Annotated in this window: 23 protein-coding genes; 3 read left to right on the forward strand and 20 right to left on the reverse strand. The window is 42.1% G+C overall.

Going from position 1 to position 24,950, the window contains the following annotated elements; translation table 11 throughout:
• Positions 1-58 precede the first annotated feature (58 nt).
• The 4 genes from F602_RS0108440 to cdaA are packed head-to-tail and all read right to left on the reverse strand — an operon-like array spanning position 59 to position 4,579.
• Complete coding sequence (locus F602_RS0108440; protein WP_018167538.1) at positions 59-1,603, reverse strand: ABC-F family ATP-binding cassette domain-containing protein; 1,545 nt, start codon at positions 1,601-1,603, stop codon at positions 59-61.
• A gap of 55 nt (positions 1,604-1,658) precedes the next feature.
• Positions 1,659-3,011, reverse strand: coding sequence for a phosphoglucosamine mutase (gene glmM / locus F602_RS0108445; RefSeq protein WP_018167539.1), 1,353 nt, complete (start codon positions 3,009-3,011; stop codon positions 1,659-1,661).
• Positions 3,012-3,026: 15 nt separating this feature from the next.
• A complete protein-coding gene (locus tag F602_RS0108450; RefSeq protein WP_018167540.1) occupies positions 3,027-3,734 on the reverse strand; it encodes a CdaR family protein in 708 nt (235 codons plus the stop codon).
• On the reverse strand, positions 3,734-4,579 hold the full coding sequence (gene cdaA / locus F602_RS0108455; RefSeq protein ID WP_018167541.1) for a diadenylate cyclase CdaA: 846 nt from the start codon (positions 4,577-4,579) through the stop codon (positions 3,734-3,736). Before cdaA ends, F602_RS0108450 begins: the two co-directional genes overlap by 1 nt.
• Before the next feature lie 124 nt (positions 4,580-4,703).
• On the opposite strand from cdaA, the gene murT reads away from it, so the two are divergent.
• Positions 4,704-6,047 carry a lipid II isoglutaminyl synthase subunit MurT gene (murT, locus tag F602_RS0108460; RefSeq protein WP_026183386.1) on the forward strand — a complete coding sequence of 448 codons (1,344 nt, stop codon included), beginning with the start codon at positions 4,704-4,706 and terminating at the stop codon, positions 6,045-6,047.
• A complete protein-coding gene (gene gatD / locus F602_RS0108465) occupies positions 6,047-6,832 on the forward strand; it encodes a lipid II isoglutaminyl synthase subunit GatD (protein WP_018167543.1) in 786 nt (261 codons plus the stop codon). Before murT ends, gatD begins: the two co-directional genes overlap by 1 nt.
• A gap of 175 nt (positions 6,833-7,007) precedes the next feature.
• Here gatD and F602_RS0108470 read toward each other — a convergent pair whose 3' ends face one another.
• The 10 genes from F602_RS0108470 to F602_RS0108515 form a co-directional block, all read right to left on the reverse strand.
• A complete protein-coding gene (locus F602_RS0108470; RefSeq protein WP_018167544.1) occupies positions 7,008-7,925 on the reverse strand; it encodes an FUSC family protein in 918 nt (305 codons plus the stop codon).
• 61 nt (positions 7,926-7,986) lie between these two features.
• Positions 7,987-8,739, reverse strand: coding sequence for a PASTA domain-containing protein (locus F602_RS10640; RefSeq protein WP_018167545.1), 753 nt, complete (start codon positions 8,737-8,739; stop codon positions 7,987-7,989).
• 47 nt (positions 8,740-8,786) lie between these two features.
• A complete protein-coding gene (gene abc-f / locus F602_RS0108480; protein WP_018167546.1) occupies positions 8,787-10,700 on the reverse strand; it encodes a ribosomal protection-like ABC-F family protein in 1,914 nt (637 codons plus the stop codon).
• Between the two features lie 57 nt (positions 10,701-10,757).
• Positions 10,758-11,549, reverse strand: coding sequence for an alpha/beta hydrolase (locus F602_RS0108485; protein WP_018167547.1), 792 nt, complete (start codon positions 11,547-11,549; stop codon positions 10,758-10,760).
• A gap of 58 nt (positions 11,550-11,607) precedes the next feature.
• Positions 11,608-13,269: a ribonuclease J gene (locus tag F602_RS0108490; RefSeq protein WP_018167548.1), complete on the reverse strand. Its 1,662-nt coding sequence runs from the start codon at positions 13,267-13,269 to the stop codon at positions 11,608-11,610.
• Positions 13,270-13,442: 173 nt separating this feature from the next.
• On the reverse strand, positions 13,443-14,201 hold the full coding sequence (locus F602_RS0108495) for an ABC transporter ATP-binding protein (protein WP_018167549.1): 759 nt from the start codon (positions 14,199-14,201) through the stop codon (positions 13,443-13,445).
• Complete coding sequence (locus F602_RS0108500) at positions 14,198-15,067, reverse strand: ABC transporter permease (protein ID WP_018167550.1); 870 nt, start codon at positions 15,065-15,067, stop codon at positions 14,198-14,200. The genes F602_RS0108495 and F602_RS0108500 overlap by 4 nt, the downstream gene beginning before the upstream one ends.
• 14 nt (positions 15,068-15,081) lie before the next feature.
• Complete coding sequence (trpX, locus tag F602_RS0108505) at positions 15,082-16,086, reverse strand: tryptophan ABC transporter substrate-binding protein (protein ID WP_018167551.1); 1,005 nt, start codon at positions 16,084-16,086, stop codon at positions 15,082-15,084.
• Positions 16,087-16,435: 349 nt separating this feature from the next.
• Positions 16,436-18,259, reverse strand: a complete 1,824-nt coding sequence (locus tag F602_RS0108510) for a heavy metal translocating P-type ATPase (protein ID WP_018167552.1) — start codon at positions 18,257-18,259, stop codon at positions 16,436-16,438.
• 266 nt (positions 18,260-18,525) lie between these two features.
• On the reverse strand, positions 18,526-18,948 hold the full coding sequence (locus F602_RS0108515; protein ID WP_018167553.1) for a cupin domain-containing protein: 423 nt from the start codon (positions 18,946-18,948) through the stop codon (positions 18,526-18,528).
• 143 nt (positions 18,949-19,091) lie between these two features.
• On the opposite strand from F602_RS0108515, the gene F602_RS0108520 reads away from it, so the two are divergent.
• On the forward strand, positions 19,092-20,741 hold the full coding sequence (locus F602_RS0108520; RefSeq protein ID WP_018167554.1) for an Rqc2 family fibronectin-binding protein: 1,650 nt from the start codon (positions 19,092-19,094) through the stop codon (positions 20,739-20,741).
• Between the two features lies 1 nt (position 20,742).
• On the opposite strand, the gene F602_RS0108525 is transcribed toward F602_RS0108520, so the two are convergent.
• From F602_RS0108525 to F602_RS0108550, 6 genes are read right to left on the reverse strand one after another with little or no spacing between them, the layout of a single operon-like run.
• The gene (locus F602_RS0108525) at positions 20,743-21,135 is read right to left on the reverse strand and encodes a hypothetical protein (protein WP_018167555.1); all 393 of its coding nucleotides are present in this window, start codon (positions 21,133-21,135) and stop codon (positions 20,743-20,745) included.
• A 33-nt stretch (positions 21,136-21,168) separates the two neighbouring features.
• The gene (locus tag F602_RS0108530; RefSeq protein ID WP_018167556.1) at positions 21,169-21,543 is read right to left on the reverse strand and encodes a nuclear transport factor 2 family protein; all 375 of its coding nucleotides are present in this window, start codon (positions 21,541-21,543) and stop codon (positions 21,169-21,171) included.
• Entirely contained in the window at positions 21,533-21,787 is a 255-nt protein-coding gene (locus F602_RS10475) for a hypothetical protein (RefSeq protein ID WP_245537569.1), read from the reverse strand. The genes F602_RS0108530 and F602_RS10475 overlap by 11 nt, the downstream gene beginning before the upstream one ends.
• A gap of 7 nt (positions 21,788-21,794) precedes the next feature.
• Positions 21,795-22,511 carry an acetolactate decarboxylase gene (gene budA / locus F602_RS0108540; protein ID WP_018167558.1) on the reverse strand — a complete coding sequence of 239 codons (717 nt, stop codon included), beginning with the start codon at positions 22,509-22,511 and terminating at the stop codon, positions 21,795-21,797.
• A gap of 5 nt (positions 22,512-22,516) precedes the next feature.
• Positions 22,517-23,749: a tetratricopeptide repeat protein gene (locus F602_RS0108545; RefSeq protein WP_018167559.1), complete on the reverse strand. Its 1,233-nt coding sequence runs from the start codon at positions 23,747-23,749 to the stop codon at positions 22,517-22,519.
• Positions 23,739-24,923 carry an AI-2E family transporter gene (locus tag F602_RS0108550; protein ID WP_018167560.1) on the reverse strand — a complete coding sequence of 395 codons (1,185 nt, stop codon included), beginning with the start codon at positions 24,921-24,923 and terminating at the stop codon, positions 23,739-23,741. The genes F602_RS0108545 and F602_RS0108550 overlap by 11 nt, the downstream gene beginning before the upstream one ends.
• Positions 24,924-24,950 lie beyond the last annotated feature (27 nt).

The following is a 24,950-nucleotide window of genomic DNA, read 5'->3' on the forward strand; positions in this document are numbered from 1 at the left end:
TGCTGAATGTATCATAACATGGATGGGCCAAAAAAGCCACCTTGCGGTGGCTTTCTGCTTAAGTTAATTCATTAAAATCCCAAACATGATCTACCCATCCCTCATAGAAGTCAGGCTCATGACAGACCATGAGAATAGATCCTTTGTAAGCTTGGAGAGCACGTTTGAGCTCATCTTTAGCATCAACATCTAGATGGTTAGTAGGCTCATCTAACACTAAAACATTATTCTCACGGTTCATAAGAAGACAAAAGCGCACCTTGGCTTGCTCGCCACCTGATAGGACCTGAATCTGACTTTCGATATGCTTGGCAGTTAGACCACATCTTGCTAGGGCTGCACGCACTTCTGCCTGATTGAGAGCTGGAAAAGCATCCCACACTGCTTCCAGTGGAGTCTGACGATTACCACCCGCTACTTCCTGTTCAAAATAACCTACTTCCAGGTACTCACCCCGTTCTACAGAACCACTCAATGGCTCAATCACACCTAAGAGGCTCTTGAGCAAGGTGGATTTCCCGATACCGTTTGCACCGACAATGGCAATCTTTTGGTTGCGCTCAAAAGTCAGATTGAGCGGTGTGCGAGTCAGTACACGGTCGTAGCCAATTTCCAAATCATTGGTTTGGAAAATAAAACGACTAGGGGTGCGGGCCATCTTGAAATCAAAAGATGGTTTTGGTTTTTCAGCTTGGAGCTCGATAATCTCCATCTTATCCAACTTCTTCTGGCGGGACATGGCCATATTTCTCGTTGCGACACGGGCCTTATTTCGGTTGACAAAGTCCTGCAAATCCGCAATTTCCTTCTGTTGGCGCTCATAAGCTGCCTCCAGTTGAGCCCGTTTCATAGCATGGACTTCTTGGAATTGATAATAATCACCTGTATAGCGAGTCAGTTCTTGATTTTCAACATGGTAGACAATGTTAATGACATCATTAAGAAACGGAATATCATGAGAAATAAGAACAAAGGCATTTTCATAATTTTGCAAATACCGTTTGAGCCAGTCAATGTGCTCTGCATCAAGATAGTTGGTTGGTTCATCTAAAAGTAGGATATCCGGTTTTTCCAGCAAGAGCTTGGCCAAGAGAATCTTGGTGCGCTGACCCCCGGATAACTCCGTCACATCCTTGTCCATACCATAGTCCATAACACCAAGAGCACGTGCGACCTCATCAATCTTAGCATCAAGGGTATAGAAATCTCGACTCTCTAAGCGATCCTGAAGCTCTCCCACTTCTTCCATAAGGGCATCCATATCGACCCCTTCTTCTGCCATGGACATATAAATTTCATTAATACGAGCTTCTGTCTTGAAAAGCTCATCAAAGGCTGTTCGCAACACGTCACGTACTGACTGACCTTTTTCCAGCTTAGCGTGCTGGTCTAAGTAACCTGCGGTCACATAGCGAGACCATTCAACCTTACCCTCATCCGGTTGCAGCTGTCCTGTCACGATGGACATAAAGGTTGATTTTCCCTCACCATTGGCTCCAATCAATCCGATATGTTCTCCTTTAAGTAGTCGGAAGGATACATTGTCAAAAATGGCACGATCACCAAATCCGTGACTAAGATTTTTAACCTCTAAAATACTCATATATTTTCCTCACAAAAGAGGCTGGAATGCTTTCCAGTCTCTATTTATTATTTATTTAAGCTAGACCAATTTCTGAACGGACCACATCTGCAATCGTATCAACATAGTAGTCTACTTCTTCATCGGTAGGTGCTTCTGCCATCACGCGCAGAAGTGGCTCTGTTCCAGAAGCTCGAACCAAGATACGGCCGTTTCCAGCCATTTCAGACTCCATTTTCTCAATAATGGCAGCGATAGCTGGCACTTCTATGGCCTTATCTTTCATAGCGTTTTCTACTCGGATATTGACCAATTTTTGCGGATAAATGGTCACTTCAGCAGCTAGCTCAGACAAAGTTTTGCCTGTTTCTTTCATAATTTTAGTTAACTGCACTGCAGTCAGTTGGCCATCTCCTGTAGTGTTGTAATCCATCAGGATGACATGGCCTGATTGCTCACCTCCAAGATTAAAGCCTGACTGACGCATTTCTTCAACTACATAACGGTCACCCACTGCAGTGACGACTTTATCAATGCCTTCACGATCTAAAGCCTTATGGAAGCCAAGATTAGACATGACAGTTGTCACGATGGTATTTTGAGCCAAAAGTCCTTTATCAGATAAGTATTTGCCGATGATATACATGATGCGGTCACCGTCAACTAAGTCACCATTTTCATCTACTGCAATCAGACGATCACTATCGCCATCAAAAGCTAGTCCAATTTGACTATTGGTTTCTCTCACCAATTCCTGAAGTTTTTCAGGATGGGTGGATCCAACTCCTTCATTGATATTGAGGCCATCTGGCTGCTCCGCCATCACGGTCAGTTCAGCCCCCAAATCCACGAAGACTTGGCGAGCAGATGTCGCAGCAGCACCATTTGCTGTATCGAGTGCTACTTTAAGCCCATCCAACTCGAGACCAGTTGAAACCAAGAATTGCTGATATTTTCGCAAACCTTCTGGATAATCAACCACATCTCCTAAACCGTAAGCAGAGGGACGTGGCAGACTGTCTTCAGCTGCATCTAAGAGAGCCTCAATTTCAGCTTCTAAATTATCATCTAGCTTAAAGCCATCACCTGCAAAGAACTTGATACCATTGTCTTGAGCAGGATTGTGGCTGGCAGAAATCATTACCCCAGCGCTGGCTTTTTCAGTTTTAACCAAATGAGCCACACCTGGCGTTGCCAAAACTCCCAATTTGTAGACATGGATACCGACAGACAATAAACCGGCAACTAAGGCAGATTCCAACATTTGTCCCGAAATCCTGGTATCGCGAGCCACAAAAACACGTGGTACTTCTGTCTCGTGCTGACTCAGGACATAGCCACCATAGCGGCCCAGTTTAAAGGCTAACTCAGGAGTCAGTTCAACATTAGCTTCTCCTCGGACACCGTCCGTACCAAAATATTTACCCATTTTTTCTAATCCTTTTTAATTCTTATTTTTTATAATCGTTGCCTGCATACTTGTCACTTCCTGTGAGAAGACAACTGGTAAAATCTGACCTTGGGCATCAACTGCCTGTAAGGTTGCCGTACCTGTGTAATTTTGAGACAAGTCACTCACATCTGTAATAACTGCTTCCACTCGGTCTACACGGGCTAGAGTTTCTTCATCGCTGGTGACCTTGACAGTTTCAGTCTCTACTGTGATTTTAGATACTGAGTATCCTACAGCCAATTGTGTGTCATATATGTTGCCGACTACAGTAAAGTTTTTACTAGCACGTTTGCCAATTTTAACGGATAGGTTGACCGGTGTTAGGTTGGCATTAACGCCAGTCGGTAAATCCAAAACCTGAAGTTTTACTAAGTGAGTACCTGTATCCAAATCTCTCAAATTGGCTTTGACTTGAAAGCTACGCGTAGCTTCATCTGTCTCTCTTTGTAAAATTAAACGATTGGACCCAATCAAGTCAACTGTAACTGTCGATGAAAAGCCAGAAATAAAATATTTTTCACTGTCATATTCGATATTAATCGGAACATTGTTGACTGTGTTAGTATACGTTTCTTTAGGCTGTGACTGATTGATGTTTGTTGAATTTTTATAGTTGGTCGTTGTCGCATAAAAGAATAACAAGAAAGCAATCAAGATGGAAGCGCCAAGTTGACCAATCATTCTAAATTTATCATTCATTAATCTTGACCTCCCAACCGTTTCCACCATGATATTGGAGTTGCATTTTCAGAAATTAAATGCGAGCGAAGACTAGCCTCAAATTCTTTCATCGTCAAATCGTGGCGGAAGTTGCCGTTCACTGCAATTGAAAGACCACCTGTCTCCTCTGAAACCACAAAAACAAAGGCATCTGAAACTTCTGAAAGACCTATAGCAGCCCGATGGCGGGTACCAAACTCTTTGGAAATTCCCGGACTCTCTGACAGTGGGAAATAGGCACTGGCCACCGCTACTTTATTGTCCTTAATCACCACCGCACCATCATGGAGAGGTGTATTGGGGATAAAGATATTGATGAGTAATTCACCTGAAACAACGGCATCTAATTCAATTCCTGTTGAACGATATTCCTGCAGCGTTCGCGCCCCTTCAATAGCCACCAAGGCACCAATTTTACGAGGGCTCATGTACTTGACAGATTTCACGATGGATTGGACAACCATTTCTTCAGAGGTCATAGCAGGACCAGAAAAAATATGGGTTGTTCGGCCTAATTTTTCCAACATCGCCCGAAATTCTGGAGCGAAAATCACCACAGCAGCAATAACTGCATAGGACATGACGAGATTCATAAGCCAAAAAATAGTTTGCAAACCTAGTAAGCCCGCCACAATCTGGGCTAGGACAAATAGAAATACTCCCTTGATTAAGGTCATAATCTTTGTACCGGCTAAGGATTTGCTGAGATGGTAGATAATATAAATGACTAGCGCAATATCAATCAAGTGAACAAGGGCAGTCCAAGGACTAGCCAGCAAACTTTCCCAGTATTGCGGATCAAGTAACTGATTCAGACTTAGCATATAAACTCTTCATTTCCTGTTCTTACTTAGTATTCTATCATTATACCATACTTAAACCGATTTTTTCACAATAGAGCTAGTTTCAATCCTAGAAAATCGGACTTCTTTGTGTTAAAATATTTCCATGAAACTAAATACACTATTAGGAATGATGGCAGGAAAAGTTAGTCAATTTGTTCTCAACAAAGTAGGACGAGGAACGACCCTGCCTGGAAAAATAGCCCTTCAATTTGATAAACAGATTTTGGATAGTTTGGCTAAGGATTACGAGATTGTTGTCATCACTGGAACCAATGGAAAAACTCTGACAACAGCGCTGACAGTAGGAATTCTCCAAGAGGCCTATGGAAAAGTCACGACCAACACGAGCGGCGCCAATATGATAACTGGTATTACAGCTACCTTTCTTTCCGCTAAGAAAAATAAAGATGGCAAAAAGGTGGCAGTCTTGGAAATTGATGAAGCTAGCCTGAGCAGGGTAACCGATTTTATCAAACCTAGTCTTATTGTCTTTACCAATATTTTCCGCGACCAGATGGATCGTTACGGTGAGATTTATACCACCTACCAGATGATTTTAGAGGGAGCTGCCAAGGTACCTGAAGCGACTATCTTAGCCAATGGAGATAGCCCGCTTTTCAATTCTTCTACCATCATCAATCCCGTGAAATACTATGGTTTTGCAACTGAAGAAGGCCAACCTGAACTGGCTCATTACAATACTGAAGGGATTCTGTGCCCACATTGCCATCAGATTTTACGCTATAAGATGAACACCTATGCCAACCTTGGTAGTTACATTTGCCTTCATTGTGGCTTTAGTAGACCTGAGTTGGACTATCAAGTGACAGAGCTCAAAGAGATTACTCATACATCTTCTACTTTTGTCATTGATGGTCAAACCTACAAAATCAACATCGGTGGTCTCTATAATATCTACAACGCCTTAGCCGCAGTCAGCGTTGCAGAATTTTTCGGTATTGCTCCTGAAATGATCAAGGCTGGTTTTGACAAGAGTAAGGCTGTCTTTGGTCGCCAAGAAACTTTTAAGCTCGGTGATAAGGACTGTACCCTCATTCTCATTAAAAATCCAGTTGGGGCCACTCAGGCTATCGAAATGATAAAGCTAGCTCCATTTGATTTTAGTCTATCTGTCCTCCTCAATGCCAACTATGCAGATGGGATCGACACTAGCTGGATTTGGGATGCAGATTTTGAGCAAATCCAAGAAATGAATATCACCGAGATTTTTGCTGGTGGCGTTCGCTCTTCTGAAATTGCTCGTCGTCTTCGGGTTACAGGTTATGATGAAGATAAGATTTCAGAATTTGATAGCCTAGAAAAATTACTATCTGCTATCGAAAACCAAGATGCTCAGCACGCCTATATCCTCTCTACCTACACAGCCATGTTGGAATTACGTGAGTTACTGGCCCAACGCCACGCAGTCGGAAAGGAGATGAAATAATGGTCTACACTTCATTAAAAAGCCCTGAAAAAGACTACTCCTACGATCTCAATATTGCTCATCTTTATGGTGACTTGATGAATACCTATGGTGATAATGGTAATATCCTCATGCTCAAATATGTAGCCGAAAAGTTGAATGCTCGTGTGCAGGTAGATATCGTCTCTCTAACCGATCATTTTGACAAGGATTTCTACGACATCGCCTTCTTTGGTGGTGGACAAGATTTTGAACAAGCTATTTTGGCACAAGATTTACCAACCAAAAAAGAAGCCTTGGCAGATTTCATCGAAAATGATGGGATTGTACTAGCTATCTGCGGTGGTTTTCAGCTATTAGGACAGTACTATATCGAAGCAGGTGGTCGGAAAATTGATGGTTTAGGCATTCTAGGACACTACACCCTCAATCAGTCGGACAATCGCTACATCGGCGACATCAAGATTTACAACGAGGAATTTGACGAAACCTACTATGGTTTTGAAAATCATCAGGGTCGGACTTTCTTAGCAGAAAATCAAAAACCACTTGGAAAAGTGGTCTATGGCAAAGGAAACAACAAAGAGGATGGTGGTGAGGGACTACATTACAAGAATGTCTTTGCTAGTTACTTCCATGGCCCTATCCTCTCTCGCAATGCTAACCTAGCCTATCGTCTCGTTACAACTGCCCTACGTAAAAAGTATGGTTCTGATATCCAACTCCCAGCCTATGAAGACATCCTCAGCAAAGAAAAACCAGAAGAATACGCAGACATCAAAAACAAGGCTGACAAACCATCATAATCAGACGTACCTCATCATCTCTCCAACAGTTCTTCATCTGTTGGAGTTTTTCTATTCTCAAAGCAAAAATACCAGTCACTAGGACTGGTATTTAGGAGATTATGAAAAATATTTAGGAGTAATATTAGTATAGTCCTAGATGAACAAATTCGCATCCGTCTTTAGACTGATTTTCCTAGAAGAGCTTTCGAACTTCAAATTTTGTTCTGTTCAGTTTCAAAAGAGAATTAATGGTAACCGCTGCTCCAATCGCATTAAAAATAAAGACAAAAGCTAGATTAAAGTAATAGGTGTAACTATCGATATAGCCTTCAGCTAAAAATTCATGGATGTAGGGAAGAGTATCAAAAATGCTCAGTCCGTAATATCTTTGGAAAGATACAGCCCAGTCCAGTTGGTTGGCAAAAAAGGTCATGACCAGACTGACTATGATAGAGATGATTGCTCCCTTTGTGGAAAAACGTTTCGCCAGAAGTTCATAACCCTTGACAACACATACCCCCATCACTAGACCTGATATGTAAGAAATATAGCCTAGCTGCCCTACAAATACAATGGCCGCAACCCCAATCAAAGATCCTAGAACAGCACCGATGAAACCTAAAAAAACATTTTCACTTGCCTGAAAACTTTCTTGCTCAGATCGATCCATTTCTCGACTCACCTTTCCAAAGGCTTCTGTTGTCAAGAAAGAATACTGATTCCCAACCTGATAGAGATGAACATCCTTCGTTTCTCCCGTCATTTCACATACTTGTACATAACTATGTGTCGACAAATAAGCTGTCACTGACTCCAGTGCTTCCAAAACCTTAGCCTTGCGCTTAGATTTAGTTAGTCCGCCTTTAACAGTTACAGTTAGTTTATGGTTTTTAAAAGAAGCATGTGTAATAGTCGGATTTTCCTTCTTAACTACTTTGGCATCTAAACTTTGTACAGCTGAATCATTTTTAACAGAAAACAGAAGCGTTATCACGCCATTTCCCACCTCAGAAGCAAGAAAAATATAGTTATTTTTCTGACCATACATGATAGGGCCTTGGCTATCAAACATATATCCGTTTTCTTGAGCAATTTGTTTTAATATAGACATCTTATTCTCCTCATTCTATTTATTTTCCCTTACTGGGGCTATATCTCTTCTGCTTTCTCAACTATCTCTTTCTTATGGGTAACATCTGTCGAATTTTATCCACATTCTGTTTGATAACTTGAGCATTAGTTGCTTTTTTAGCCTGCTTAGCCTTTTGTAAATGGCAACTGGCCTCTTTGCTAGCCATATCCAGATAAAAAAGTTTTATGATCTGTCCTTTTTTAATCGGAGCCCAGCTGAGATGGGGATTAGGGGACATGGAAATCACTTGATTGACCGTGACATTGGCATATTGAGGCCGAGGCTTGATTGGAAAAATCTCCACTTGATAACCTAAATGTTCCAGAAGCTCCTGAGCTTCTGATATGAGGCTTCCTGTAACATCTGGTAAGGGGATTTCTTTCTTACTAGCTTCGATGACAACATCATCCACATAGTAGAGTTTTACCAAAGATCCAGGCTGAACTCTGCCAGATCGAGGCATCATCGCAACTACCTCACCTATATGTGCCTTGGCGTACTTCTTCTGCGGTTTGGCCAAAATGGTCATAACTTCTAAACCTAGACCTTCCAAATATTCGCTAGCCTGCTGAACATCCACATCCAAAAGATTGGGAATGGTCACCAAACTTTGCTTATACTGGTGCTGACGTTCCAAATGCTTATCGACAATAGGTGCTGCCTTATCCGTAATCTGACCGACTATTTCAACCGTATCTGGAATTACGCGAAACACCATATTTGCTGCTCCGAAAAGCTTGCCGATTTTTCCAGCCTTTTTCTTCATCATTTGTTTATTTGAACTAGTTGGCATAGCAACTTCCTCCTCTTGTTATTATAGCAAAAATATGGAGGAATGACCTATTCTAGTGCTTCGTTTAAGCTTTCCCACTCTTGCATCAGCATGTCTTGCTCCTTATTGAGTTTGTCCAATGCTTCTTGCAAGTCCATTAGCTGAATGGCATCATTCGTTGCAGTCATAGCCTGAGTGATTTCTGATTCTCTTTCTTCGATGTTTTCCAATTCCTCTTCAATCTGCTGAATACGGCGTGTGACTTTGCGGATTTCCTTTTGACTTTCCTTCTGCTGCTGGTAATCGGTGGTCACTGGCTCAGCTGCCTTCGAGCTGGTCAGGTCCACTTTCGCCTGCCTTTGTCGCTCTAACTCTTCTAGCTCTGCTTTTTTCTCCAAGTAATAATCATAGTCACCTAGATAAAGGGTAGAACCTTTCTCAGAAATTTCCAGAACCTTGGTTGCCACACGGTTGATAAAATAGCGATCGTGGCTCACAAAGAGCAGAGTTCCATCAAAGTCAATAAGAGCATTTTCTAACACTTCCTTACTGTCAATATCCAGGTGGTTAGTTGGCTCATCCAAGATCAAGAAGTTATTTCTTTGCATCGATAATTTTGCTAGAAGCAGGCGAGCTCGCTCCCCGCCAGACAACATGGATACAGACTTTTTCACATCATCACCTGAAAAAAGGAAAGCTCCTAGGCGATTGCGAATTTCCACCTCGGGAGTCGCAGGAAATTCATTCCACAACTCATCCAAGACAGTATTGGTCCTAGTCAGATTCGCCTGGGTTTGATCATAATAACCTGTTTCCACATTCGCACCATAGGTCGAAGTTCCTTGTATAAACGGAATCTGACCGATAAGTGACTTAAGAAAAGTAGTCTTGCCGATTCCATTTGGTCCAACGATGGCTATGGCATCGAATTTTTTGACATCCAATGAAATAGGGCGTGACAAAATCTGACCATCATACCCGACAGCAGCATCTATGACTGTTAAAACGATATTTCCCGATACTTTTTCAGCTTGGAAGGTCATGTTGGCTAACTTGCTTGCTGTCTGAGGTTTATCCAAGCGCTCCATTTTTTCTAATTGCTTACGTCTAGCTTGAGCTCGTTTGGTGGTTGAGGCTCGGACGATATTACGCTGGACAAAGTCTTCTAGCTTGGCAATTTCCTTTTGCTGTTTTTCAAAATTCTTTTCTTCAGTGGCTAGTTTTTCAGCCTTGAGGTCCATAAATTTGGAGTAATTCCCCACATAGCGGTCGAGAGAATGGGGAGTCAAATCCAAGGTCACAGTTGCTACCTTGTCCAAGAAATAACGGTCGTGACTAACAATCATGAGGGCCCCCTGGTAGTTAGCCAGATAATTCTCCAACCAAGCGATGCTGTCAATGTCCAGGTGGTTAGTTGGCTCATCCAAGACCAAGAGTTCTGGTTTTTCCAACAACATCTTGGCCAGCGCCAGACGAGTATTTTGCCCACCGGATAACTCCTCTATCTTCATGTTCCACATGGACTGATCAAATTTGAAACCATTGAGAATGGCTTTGATGTCCGATTCGTAGGTGAAACCTCCGCGAACCCGAAAATCCTCTGATAGGCGGTCATAATCTGCCATGAGTTTGTCAGCAGTAGCACCCGTCCAGTCAGCCATCTGCATCTCCATAGTACGAAGTGTTTTTTCTACTGTCCTCAAGTCCTCAAAGACATGGAGCATCTCCTCAAAAATCGTTCGGTCGGATTCGAAACGCGAATCTTGGGCCAAGTATGAGAGGGTCAAATCCCTCTTAGTATTAACCTCGCCAGATGTGGGTGCTTCTTCTCCAACTAAGATTTTTAAAAGAGTAGACTTACCAGCTCCGTTGCGACCCACTAAGGCAATTCGGTCTCGTTCATCCACCTGAATATTGATGTTATCAAAGAGCACATCCCCTGAAAAGGATCGCTCAATCTTGTGTCCACTAAGTATAATCATACTTCTATTGTAACAAAAAAGCAGGGAAATTTCCCTACTTCTGTGATTAAAAAATACCTAACTCAATCGTTCTTCTTCTTTGTAATCAATGGGCAGTTTTTTTAAGAAAACTTGGAGTTGCTGCTCCCAGTAGTACCAGTCGTGAGTCCCATGACCAGTTTGACTCTCTATGTCCAAACCCATTTCTTGCAAGAGCTTGACAGCCTTTTGATTGCTTGTAAAAAGAAAATCCTCCCGACCACACCAGGTGTAAAACTTTGATTTCATATCATGTTTTTTGACAAAGGTTGTCAGAAGATGCTGTTCCAGATTTTCCTTGGTTAACTCTCCAAATATTCCCTGCCAGTAAGCTGGCTTAGCATTGACATTGGCTGTCAATTCATCTAAATCAAGTCCGACACCCAAAGCACCAGAAAAGGCACCGACGTAAGCATAATCGTTAGTAGAAAGTCCAATTTTAAATGCACCATATCCCCCCATAGATAAGCCAGCAATAAATGTCTTCTCTCTTTTTCGAGTCATATTTGGAAAAAATCGTCGCATGATTTTGGGTAATTCAGTGGCGATAGCATCAAAATAGTTGAGACCGTAAGTTGTATTGGTATACCAGCCCAAGTCTACATTGGGCATGATGACAATCAGATTGGTATGGCGAATCAGACGCTCAATAGCTGTCCGCTTACGCCAAGAGTTCTCATTGCCACTCATACCGTGGAGCAAGTACAGTACCGGAATATCCTGACTGTCTATCTGTTCTTCCGAAAGGTCTGCTGCATCAGGATAAATGACACTGACATGGCGTGCCATATCCAATGTTTCAGAAAAATATTCAATCTCAAAGGTTGCCATATTACTTCCTCTTTTTCTTTTTGAGAAAAGAGCTAGTTACCTAGCTCTCATCAAATCCTTATTTCACTTCCATAATGACTGGAAGAATAGATGGGCGGCGCTTGGTTTGTTCAAAAAGATATTTGGACAAATCATCTCGAACTGCACTCTTGAGCTCGCTCCAGTCAAAGCTATCCTTGGTGAAGTATTTCTCCACACAGGTATTGACCAACTCGGCTGATTCGCGCAGGATATCCCTGCTTTTCTTAACATAAATAAATCCTCGAGTATTCACCTTGGCCTTGGAGATGATTTTCTTTTCCTTGCGGTTAACAGTAATGGCCACAATGAAAATTCCATCCTCGGATAAGAGTTTCCGGTCACGAAGCACAATATTACCCACATCTCCGATAGCATTCCCATCTATCATGACATCACCAGCAGACACCGCTCCATCATGAACAAATTCGCCCTGCTCATAACTCATGATATCCCCACGTTTAACAATAAAGATGTTTTCTGGATAAAATCCAATTTCCAATGCCGCCTTGGCATGAGCATCTAGTTGGCGATATTCTCCTTGGATTGGGAAGAGGAACTTGGGACGTAAGATATTGAGCATGAGTTGCAAGTCACGCGCATTTCCATGACCAGATACACGCAAGTTTTTAGTGATCGACTTCACCACACCACCTGCTTGGTAAATCATGTTCTCAACTCTAGCCACAACTGCTTCTTTAGAAACTGTTGGAGTGGTGACAATGTACACCAAATCTCCCTCTTTTATCTCTACATAACGATGGCGACCGATGGACATTTTTCGTAAGCCGTTGAGTGGTTCACCCATACGACCTGTCTCCAAGACAATCAGCTCATGGTCTTCAAACTTGCCCATGTCCTTGGGCTTGATGAGGAGACGCTCACTAGCTAGACGCAATTTTTTCAAGTGAATGGCTGTCCGAACGATGTTTTCTACATCGTGTCCTGTCAGGACAACGCGGCGACCAGTCGCCTCTGCTGCATCAAAAATCTGCTGAATACGGATGATGTTGCTGGCAACAGCAGCCACAATCACTCGTCCATCCCAGTCTGCAATGGTATTGAGTATCTCTTCTCTCTCCTCATGCATGCTAGCAACCTGAACATGACTATCAGCATTGGCAGAATCAGACAAGAGAGCCAAGACACCTTCCCGGCCAATTTCCGCTAAACGGGCAAAGTCTGTTCGATAGTAAGGCGCGGCAGCTTGGTCAAATTTGAAATCACCCGTATAGACAATATTTCCTTCATCTGTCTTGACCACAATTCCCAAACTCTCAGGAATAGAGTGAGTCGTTTTAAAGAAAGAAATCACAGAATCACCAAAGTCAATCTCTGATTTGGCATTGATAACATGGAAGTCATTGAATTTCTTTGTAGCGGAGTATTTTTTAACCACTAGTTTTGCCAATTCAATGGTCAAATGGGAACCAAAAACAGGCACTTTTACTTTTTCCAAAAGATAAGGAAGGGCACCAATAGCATCCGCATGACCATGACTCAAGAAGATACCAGCAACGCGCTCCTTATTTTCTACTAGGTAGTCAAAGTTGGGAACAATCACATCCACTCCGAGTTGCTCATTTTCTGGGTATTTGAGCCCAGCATCCAGCACAAAAATGCTGTCCTTAACCTCAGCGATGTAGAGATTTTTTCCATTCTCTCGGACACCACCCAAGGCCATGATTTTAATATCACTCATGATATAAGTCCTCTTTATTCGTTAATTTTCATACAAACGGTCCTTGTTTCCTGCTTCTTAATAGGTTGACAAGTCGAATTACAGTTCTGCAGTTTCCTGCATATCACAAGTATTATACCATTTTTTCTTCCCAAATGCGACAAATGAAAAGCCCATTTAAATGGGCTTCATTTCTACTCAAAAAACTGATAATAATCTGCAATCTGCATTTGTACTTTTTCATCATGACTGACATCCTTGACGATTTTCCCATCTTTCATAACGATAAGACGATTGCCATACGTTAGGGCATCTTCCATATGATGAGTAATCATAAGAGCAGTCAAGCGACCATCCCTAACAAATTCGTCAGTCAACTGCATGAGAGAGACACTGGTCTTAGGATCTAGGGCTGCCGTATGTTCATCAAGAAGTAACAGTTCTGGTCGTTTCAGGGTCGCCATGAGGAGACTCAGTGCCTGACGTTGACCACCAGACAAGAGTCCTGTCGGTGTTTCCAAATGTTTATCCAAACCATTACCAGTTCTGGTCAAAAGTTGGGAAAACTCCTCTTTATAGGTATGGATTTTTCTAGGAGAAAAGGGGCGTTTTTCTCCTCGGTCTTTGGCGATCAAGAGATTTTCACCCACTGTCATTCGCGGGGCTGTTCCCATTTTTGGATCCTGAAAGACGCGCGCCAAGTACTTAGCTCTTTTTTCAGCTGGGAGCAAGGTCACATCCTCTCCCAAAATCGAAATACTGCCGCTAGTCAGCATCAGGGTACCTGCGATGACATTGAAGAGGGTAGATTTCCCAGCCCCATTTCCGCCTAAGATTGTCAAAAAATCATGCTCGTAGATATCCAAACTGACATTGTCCAAGATCGTCTTGACCTCATCAAAGCCGTTGTTGACTTGCACCGTGGCATTTTTTAATTCAACTATTTTTTTCATCGTGATAAAGACACCCCCTTGAAGACTTTCTTTTTCAAAACAGGTACCATAAGACATAGAGCCAGTACAATCGCACTGAAAAGCTTGAGATAGTTGGTATTAAAACCAAGAGTGATGACACCTGCAATTAGAAACTGATACAGAATGGAGCCGACAACAATGGCAATCAAGCGTTCCAACAAGGTCAATCCTGTCGAAAAGAGAACTTCACCGATGATGATAGAAGCTAAACCAATCACGATGACACCTATCCCCTTGGATACATCCGCGTAACCATCCTGTTGACTGACTAAGGCTCCAGCCAAGGCAATCAGACCATTTGAAACGACCAACCCCATGACCTCCATTCGATCAGTATGGATACCAAAACTCTTTGCCATATCACGATTGTCACCTGTAGCGATATAGGCCTGACCTAGCTTGGTATAGAGGAAATAGATGAGACAAACTATCACCAAAAGCACAGCCAACAATCCAACTAGCAACAAATTGGTAGCCTTGCTAAAGGGTAATAGGTCCTGCAAGGTTTGAATATCTAGCAAACCTAAATTTGCACGTCCCATAATCATAAGCATCAGAGAGTTGCAGGATGTCATGACCAAGATACCTGCTAAAAGGGTCGGAATTTTGCCCTTGGTATAAAGAAGACCCGTGACCAAACCAGCTAGGCAGCCCGACAGGGCTCCAGCTAGAGTTGACACTAAGGGATGAATTCCCATATTCATCAAGGTGACAGCAACTGCTCCACCTAGTGGAAACGAGCCTTCTGTTGTCATATCAGGAAAGTTGAGAATCCGGAAGGTCAGGTAAATCCCCAAACCGAGGATTCCCCACAAAAGACCTTGTGATACAGATGAGATAATCATATTGTCTATACTTTCTATTCGTCTACTTTGACAGCGATATCCGCTTCTTCAAGCAGGCTGTCTGGAATGGTGATACCTAGTTCTTTAGCTGCTTTCAAGTTAAGAGTTGGTGTTCCCGTATCCACTACCTTTACAGGTACTTCGGAAACTTTTTTACCAGCTAGTATTTTCACAGCAATTTTAGCTGTTTCAAGGCCCAAATCATATTGACTTTGTGCCACAGAAGCAATAGACCCTTGTTTGACCATGGTATCCACACTAGAATAAATTGGAATCTTAGCTGCATTTGCTGCCGTAACCACCGTAGGAAAGGCAGAAGCAATAGTGTTGTCCTGTGGTACAAAGATAGCGTCCACTTTACCAGTCATGACAGACATGGTTGTGGTAATTTCATTAGTAGATGGAACAGCGTATTCTACCACTTTCAAGCCTGATTTTTCAGCATATTGAGTAAATTCTTTAACTTGGGAAACGGAGTTATCCTCGCTACTTGCATAAAGTACACCAATGATTTTGGCATCAGGTGTGACCATCTCGATTAGTTCAACCGTTTGGGCAAGTGGTACATGATTGGAGAGTCCTGTCACATTGCCTTCAGGCTGATCTAGATTTTTCACCAACTTTGCACCAACAGGGTCTGAGATAGCCCCCATGACAACAGGGATATCAGCAGTGGCCGAAGCCAAACCTTGAGCCGCTGGTGTGGCAATTCCAATCACGATATCATTGCCATCATTGACCAATTTCTTACTCATCGTTTGAATCTTACTCTGATCAGCTTCTGCATTCAGAAGCGTTAGTTTGACATTACTCCCCTCATAACCAGCATCAGCCAATCCATCCTCAATACCGCGCTCAATTTCATCAAGAGCGTCATGGGTTACAAATTGGAGGATACCAATTTTTACCACTTCTTTTTCATTTTGAGCAATGGATTCTTTGCGGCTGCTGAAAAAAAGTGCAGCAAGGACTAATACAACTAGAGCGATAAGGGTTCCAATAAGAGGTTTATTTTTCATGTGATTCTCCTTTTTATACAATACAGAGGCTCAAGGCCATTTTCTATTACATATTCTATAGTGGTTCAAGAGTCAACTAAAAAGAAAAAGCACATAGCAAGGTATCCTGCTACGCGCTCCTATCTATATGGTCCATGAAGACTAGCGCATAGATACTTTTTAGAAGTACTCTAAAAGTCGTATCTATGCACAAACATAAACACAACTTTACCTATGCCAGTTTTGCCAGTTTGTAAGTGGTTGAGTGTATGCCATCTTCATCTTCCTCTCTGTTTTGGTTTGTTTTATTATACCCTATTTTTTGAAAAATGCAAGCCTATTTTTTGAATTTTTTAATAATTTTAAAAAATTATGTGAGTAAGCGTAAACCATTGAGAATAACCAAGATCGTCGATAGTTCATGAAAGATAACGCCACGCGTTAGATCTAGTACTCCAAATAAGTTAAGAGCAATCAATACCATAATGACACCAACTGAGAAGAAGAGATTTTGCCAAATGATTTTATTGAGTTTCCGGCTGAGCTTATAGACCTGAAAGAGTTTGGCAAAATTATTTTGTACCATCACTAACTCTGCTGACTCCATGGCAATGGCTGAACCAGAGCCCATGGCGATACCAATATTGGCATTGGCTAGGGCTGGTGCATCATTGATGCCGTCACCAATCATGGCCACTACCTTACCATCAGCCTGGCTATCCAAAACATCCTTGATTTTATCCTGAGGTAGGCAGTTAGCTCGGAAGGCAGTAACATTCACTTCTTTGGCAATCTGCTCTGCTACTACTTCCCCATCCCCTGTTAACATGATGACTTCTATACCCTCTTTTTGAAAATCATGAACAGCTTGAGCTGATTCTGTGCGAACTTTATCAGCCAGAACAAAGTAACCAATAACCGTATCACCTTTAGCCACAAAGACAGTCGTTTGATTCGCGGATAACTTGCGACTATAATTATTTGGATCCTTATAGGTCGAAAAGGCAGCTGGTTTTCCAACTCTTATATCCCCACAAATCAAGCCCACACCAGACTCTTCCTGAACCTTTCGATTCGCTGGAATGCGAGACAAATCCATATGAGAAAAGTGTTTGACAAGCGCCTGAGCAATCGGATGATGTGAACTTTGTTCCATCGCAATCACCTGTGGCAAAATATCCTCAGGGATGCTAAAATCCAAGACATCAAAATGACCGTAGGTCAGAGTGCCAGTCTTATCAGAGTAAATCAGATTGGTAGCAGACAAGTTCTCAAGAGCAGTCCCGCCCTTAATTAGTACACCCATACGAGCACCCTTGCTAATGGCACTAAGAGTAGCTGGCGTAACAGAAGCTACCAAGGCACACGGGCTAGCTACTGTCAAAAGAACCATCCCACGATAAAAGGCATTCTGGAAAGATAGATTATACAGATAGTAGAGAGTGAGGATAAAGAGAGGCACTGTCAAGAGAACACCGATAACATAGTAACGTTCGAATTGAGCAATCACATGACCAATTTTTGAAGGTTGCTGCTGAGCCTGTTCTACCATACGAATAATGTTAGAAAAGACTGTCTCATCGCTAGTCTTCGTTACCTTGAGAGTGACTGCGTGACCTTCATTGAGAGTACCCGCAAAGACCTCATCTCCTACCTCTTTTTCCACAGGAATTGACTCACCCGTCAGCGCCATTTCATTGACGGTTGTCGAATTCATGGCTATACTGTCAATGGGAATTTGGTTCCCTTTAGCTACTACAATCTGATCACCAATCCTCAGTTGACTGGTAGCAAGCTCTACAAGTTGGCCGTCATCCTGCAAAACTTGGGCAGTCTCTGGCACCTGAGACATAAGACTAGAGATAGCCGAGGTTGATTTCTCCATCACATAGGCCTCTAAAACTTCTGCTGTCGCAAAAATAAAGAGTAAAATGACCGCTTCTCTTTCTTCTTGAATCATCAAAGCCCCAAGAGCCGCCAAAATCATCAATAGGTCAACATTGGGAGATTTTTCCTGAATAGAATCTAAAATTGCCTTCTTTAATGCAAAATAGCCCAAGAAGAAAACCGCCAGATAGAGGAAAGCATAACCTAGAGATGGGATACGATTGTGATAAAAAAAGCCCAAAATCATCATCATGGTACCTATGGCTAAAAATTGTGTCGCTCGTTTTGTTTTGATATATTCTAACATCCTATAGCTCCTATTATCTTTTAATCATGTTATAGAATAGATACTGACCAATAAAAAATGCGCACCTATGGACAGTTTTGTACTGTCTCACAGGCACGCACTCTACAATTAGATGCAGTGGTCTGCTGTCCTCACACTTGAGGACCCGGCTGCATAAATCTCACGATTTACCGCTTGTTCATATTTAGTTTATATATTTTATGGATTTTATATCATTCTCACAAACAATAGATGAAACTGTTTGAGAGATGAATGCTCGTCTTCTATTAGTGCTCGTTAGGGTCATTACGGGCATCATCATGGGTTGGATGCACTGTACCCGCTACATGATCTGGTCCACCATAGATAGTATAAAGTTTTAAAGGCTCCTCACCAGTATTGGTAATATTATGCCAGATACCAGCTGGAACAAAGATAGCTTCATCTGCAACGACTTCTACCTCAAAATCAAGATTGTCCTCAGTTGGTCCCATTTGGCAGAGACCTTTTCCTTGTTCGATGCGCAAAAACTGCTCAATACCATGATGGGCTTCCAAACCAATATCATCTCCTGGTTGAATCGTCATGACTGTCAACTGGATTTTATCCCCTGTCCAAAGCGTGGTGCGGTAGTTTTCATTGTCAAGGGTCATACCTTCCATGTCAATAACCAAAGGTTGCTTGCCCTTATCTGAATAATCAAATGTCATATATCATTCTCCTTTTTTCTTAATTATAACAATTCTAATTAAATAAGTCAAGGATTTATCTTCAAATAGAAAAAATTTAAAAATCCTATTCGCCCTTCTACTTGTGTTATAATAAAAACACTAATAGAAACTGAGGAAGAAACATGTCCTTTGATGGATTTTTTTTACACCACATGGCCAAGGAATTGCAAGAACAATTGCTAGGTGGCCGAATCCAAAAAATTAACCAACCCTTTGAGCAAGAATTGGTTCTTAATATCCGCAGCAATCGCCAGAGTCAAAAGCTCCTGATTTCAGTACATTCAGTTTTTGGTCGGATTCAGCTGACCCAGACCGAATTTATCAATCCTAAGACGCCTAATACTTTTACCATGATACTGCGTAAATACCTACAGGGAGCCATTATTGAAAGCATTGAGCAGCTGGAAAATGACCGCATTCTGGAAATCGCAGTATCCAATAAAGATGAGATTGGTGACCAGATACAAGTCACTCTCATTGTAGAAATCATGGGCAAGCATAGCAATCTTATCCTAGTCGATAAGGCAGAAAACAAGATTATCGAGGCTATCAAGCACGTTGGATTTTCGCAAAATTCTTACCGAACTATCCTGCCAGGGTCTGCCTATATCTATCCACCAAAAACAGATGCCAGAAATCCTTTCACTATTGGGGATGAGAAATTATTTGAAATCCTCAGCACAGAGGACCTAGCTCCCAAGAATCTACAAAGACTTTTTCAAGGATTGGGGCGGGATACAGCAACTGAGTTGGCAACTCAATTAAGCAACGATAAGCTGAAGCATTTCCGCGAGTTTTTCCAACAAAAAACAAAGGCAACTTTGACTGAAAAATCCTATGCTCCTGTCGTCTTCAGAGATAGTCAACAAAGATTTGAAAGCCTATCAGAACTCTTAGACTACTACTATCAAGATAAGGCAGAGCGTGACCGAGTAGCTCAACAAGCCAATGAGTTAATTAAACGGGTAACAAGCGAATTAGAGAAAAATCGTAAAAAGTTACTCAAACAGAAAGAGGAATTACTGGCTACTGAAAATGCGGAAGAGTTTCGCCAAAAAGGAGAACTCCTGACCACTTATCTCCATCAGGTGCCTAACGACCAGCCAGCTGTAACCTTAGATAATTACTATACGAGCCAGCCCATCACCATCTCCCTTGATGTCTCCCTGACTCCTAGTCAGAATGCCCAGCGCTATTTCAAGAAATACCAAAAACTCAAGGAGGCAGTCAAGCATCTGACCAACCTAATTGAAGAAACCAAGGCCAGCATCGCTTACTTGGAAAGTGTAGACACTTTGCTCAACCAAGCTAGTCTAACTGAAATCGATGAACTCCGTGAAGAATTGATTGAGACAGGATATCTCAAGCGCCGGCAAAGGGAGAAAATTGCTAAGCGTCAAAAACCTGAACGCTATCTGGCTAGTGATGGCAAGACCATCATCCTAGTTGGCAAAAACAATTTGCAAAATGATGAACTATCCTTTAAAATTGCAAAAAAAGGAGAGTTGTGGTTTCATGCCAAGGATATTCCCGGAAGCCATGTCATCATTACTGACAATCTAGAGCCAACTGATGAAGTCAAAACAGATGCGGCAGAGTTGGCAGCCTACTTCTCTAAAGCTCGCCATTCCAACCTTGTTCAGGTAGATATGATTGAGGCAAAAAAACTGCACAAACCAACTGGTGGCAAACCAGGATTTGTCACTTACCGTGGCCAAAAAACTTTGCGTGTCACCCCCACAGAAGAAAAAATAAAATCCATGAAAATCTAATTCATGGATTTTTTTGACTGGGTTGGTTGGCATGAAAAATTTCTTGACACCAATTCAGCCATTTTTCTTGATATTCTTCTTCTGAGAGAATCCTAGTAGCTAGGTCCGCTACGGTATGAATGCCTTTCGCTTCTGCTGTTTGGACACAGATAAGGTAGGCCTTCCAATCCAACTCATCCTCATCCCAGATAACTGGCACCCTCTCCCAGCCAGCCTGATAAGCTAAATAGGCTCTTGTATGGCCATCAGTCAAAAAAATCCGATGACCAATTTGCTTGATAGGCAGAGGTGAGAATTGTTCTTCCACATCAATGCTCTGCATCCATTCCTTGCATGCAACTATTTTCTTTTCAGAAAGGTAGAATTGACTGGGTTGAAGATCTCTGATGAACATTTCCATCTCATTCTGCCTTATCAATATCTTCTCTCACTTCTTTGGAGTTAAATTTGGCGAAAAGATACTGGCTGAAAGTGGTGTCGCCTGATGGTGATAAATTTGAAGCCTGGCCTCCTTTTCCAGCCAAATAGAAGTCCGATAGACCAGAAGACCGCTGTGCCTTGTCTGGTAATGCACCAACCAGGTCTGCAGGTCAATCTGCCGACAGTCAAATCCTAGTATTTCCGTGATTTTCCCGTTCTTTTGGGCAGTAAAAGCGGAGATAACCTCCTGTTTGCTGTAGATTTTGCCGGATTTACCTATCTCAGTAAAGTCATCGTGAATTGTCCTGTTTAGCCAGTCTTGATTTGACTGGCAGCTGGGGTTCAGAAAAGCCTGTTCCAGTTGATAGAGTTTATTTTTCATGCGACAGCACCTCCCAATCCAATTCATCCTCATCCCAGATAACTGGTACCCTTTCCCAGCCAGCCTGATAAGCCAGATAGGCTCTTGTGTGTCCATCCGTCAAAAAGATCCGATGACCAATTTGCTTGATTGGTAAGGGGGAGAATTTATCTTTCACACCGATACTCTGCATCCATTCCCTACATGCAACTATTTTCTTTTCAGAAAGGTAAAATTGACTGGGTTGAAGATCTCTGATGAACATTTCCATCTCACTCTGCCTTATCAATATCTTCTCTGACTTCTTTGGCATTGAATTTGGCAAAAAGATACTGGCGATCTTGGACTGGAAACCGTTGATCCAGCTGATCTACAGCTCCTACTTCGACCACACCTTGAGTGATGACATAATCCAAGACATGACCACCAAAGCTATGGTCATCTGAGATAAAATGCAGATGATAACCCGCCACGCTGACCCCGTGAAAAATTTCAGGTGTCCAGAAACCAACAATAGTCCCTGTAACATCTTCAATCGAAAATTCGGGCTGGTGGCTAGCCACTTCTGCAAATTTCTTATCCGATGTAGATTTCGGAATCATACGGACATGCATCTTAGAAAAATGTCCATGAATCTTGATGGAGCGAAACAGATTTTCGCCATCGTAGTATGATTCAATCCGCTTTTGCAACTCCTCGTGAGTCATCTCAAAACGTTGCTTGAAAATCACTTCTGCCTGATGAAAAATAACTGCTGCATAGGGAACCATGACATCTGGTTCAACCTCGATTACTTCTGGCTGCTGACTAGAGCCTTTAGCCTGATAGGCTTTGCCATCTAGCACAATCAACTCCCCATCGATAGAGTCTAGTGTTCCAATCCCCAAATCACCATGCTGTAGGAGTTCGCCAACAGTCAAGGAGCCTCCATAAAGACCGGCCATCAGGGCGCCTAAGGTATTGTATTGAAATAATTTATTTGCTTCCATTTTTTCTATTCTTCTTGATGATAAAATTCCTGCATAGTCATGTCATCTGGTACTAAAGCCAAATAATGACGAGCCCATTTTTTGGCCTCTGAAAGCATACCTTCTTGACGAAGTAGCTCAATCAAATCAGCCAGAAATTCTGGATTGTTTGCCAAATCTTCTTTGAGTTCATCAAAGAGCTGTAAGGCCTGTTCGATATTTTCCAAGGCCTGATGGGCCTTAGCGATATTCCAGCGGGCTAAAACATTATCTAAGTCTTCCGATGCCAAAGCCACAACATCCTCAAATCGTTCCTGCTCCAAATAGAGATTGGTCAGTCGCAAGCTGATATCATTAAGGTCTTCTGCATTTTCCTTAGCTTTCAGCAGATAGGCTTCAGCAGTCTGGTTATCATGGCTCTCATAGGCATATTGTGAAGCTAGGAGCAAGAGAACCTGGTCAAATTCATTTCGAGCCAAACCTTTTTGCACCATAGCCAGAGCTTCTTCTAGTCTGTGTTCTGCGTGGAGGGACTGTGCATAGGCGTATTCATAGCCTTCAAAGTCAGGATTGATTGCATCCAGCTGCTTGAAATAAAGATTGGCCTTCTGGTGCTCTCCTTGGTCAAACAAGAGAGTGGCCAATTCATAGACGGTCTGGTCATCATATTCCAACTCAACAGCCTTCTCCAAAAATTCCACAGCTACTTCAAACTTACCCAGACTAGCATAAGCCAAACCTATCCGCTGGTAGGTTGATACACCTGTCAATTCATACATCTCGCGATTATCTAGTTGGGCATAGCCTTGGATAGCTTCTTGAAAATACCCCAACTCCATGTCCAACTCTGCCAGACCAAAAATCAAAATAGGTTCATCTGACAAGTCAGTAGCTTCTAATAACTTCTCACGTGCTACATCTGCCAAACCTTCTGACTGGTACAGATCAGCCTTCACTACGAGAGACTCTAAATAATAAGGGCTACCTTCACGAATATTTTCAAGGTAGGCGAATGCCTCTTCTACATCACCGTCTTCATTAGCAATCTGAGCCAGATTCAAAGATAATTCTGGAAAATCATCTACCAGCTGCAGATAAATTTCCTTAGCCTGAGGATAAAAACCAATTGATTCTAGGTAATTCCCTAAATCAAACAAGGTCTCTCCATCATCCTCACGCAAGGCTCTTCTAAAATATTTTTCAGAACGTTCCAAATCTTGTTGCTCCAAAGCATAGAGCATCTTCTCACTATTGTTCACTCGTCACCTCAGTCTTATCTATCTCTTGAGAAAAGTCCTCTTCGTACAAGCCACTGTATTGCTTATACCACTCAAAAATAGCCTTGAGCACAACCTTAATAGAAGCATAGATAGGAATTCCAAGTAGCACACCCAGCACCCCATACATCTGACCGGATGTCAACAAGACAAACAAAATAGTAATAGGATGAATACTTAACGAACTACCAATAATCAAGGGAGTGACAAACCGCCCCTCTATAGTCTGCTCAATCATAAAGACAATTAAAACCTTGACCAACATGAACGGTCCAGCTACCAATCCTAAAATAACAGCAGGAATCATGGCTAGGAAGGAGCCAAGATAAGGAATCAAGTTTAAAAAACCTGCCAAAATTCCCAAGGTAATAGGATAATTCAGACCGATGATAGAAAAGAAAATCGAGAACATGAGGGCAACAATAACTGCCACTGTTACCTGACCTCGAACATAATTAGACAACTGACTATTCATATCTGATAAGACAGTCCCTACTGGTTGACGCCAATCTGTTGGAAGAAACTTGGTAATATGCCCCTTCAAATCCTTGCCATCCCGCAATAGATAAAAGAGAATAAAAGGCATAATCAAAATAGCCACAATGATTTGAGAGGCTGTTGAAATCAGATTGCCAGCCCATCCTACTGCACTGGATGACAATTTTTGTGCAAAAGATACCACCTGCTCATTCAAACGATCCATCATTTCGATAACCGCTGGGCGGAACTGCTCAAAGCGCTCATCCTGAAGTAAGGTAGAAACTTGCTTCTCAATATTTTGGATATAAATCGGAACATTTCGTGCAAAGGAAACAATCTGCTCCTGCATATTAGGAATGGCTACACCAAGTCCCCACACTAAAAGGATGATAATAAGGACAAACACAATGGAAATGGCAACTGTCCGAGAGACCTTGAGTCTTTCCAACCAATCAACAATAGGATTTAGCAGATAATAGAGCAAACCGGTTAAAATCATGGGCAAGAGAATGATTTCAACAAAGCTGACTATCGGTTTTATGACATAGCCCACCTTGGTAAAAAGGAAAAGGTTAATCAATATTAGAAGAACGACTAACAAAAAAGTAGCGACCTGATTGTTCACAAACCACTTATAAAACCAAGAAGTAAAGAATTTATTTGTTTTCTCTCGCATAGGAAACCTCTTTCATCATTTTTCTCT

Origin of the sequence: Streptococcus minor DSM 17118 (genome assembly GCF_000377005.1) — a bacterium.
Taxonomy (GTDB): Bacteria; Bacillota; Bacilli; order Lactobacillales; family Streptococcaceae; genus Streptococcus; species Streptococcus minor.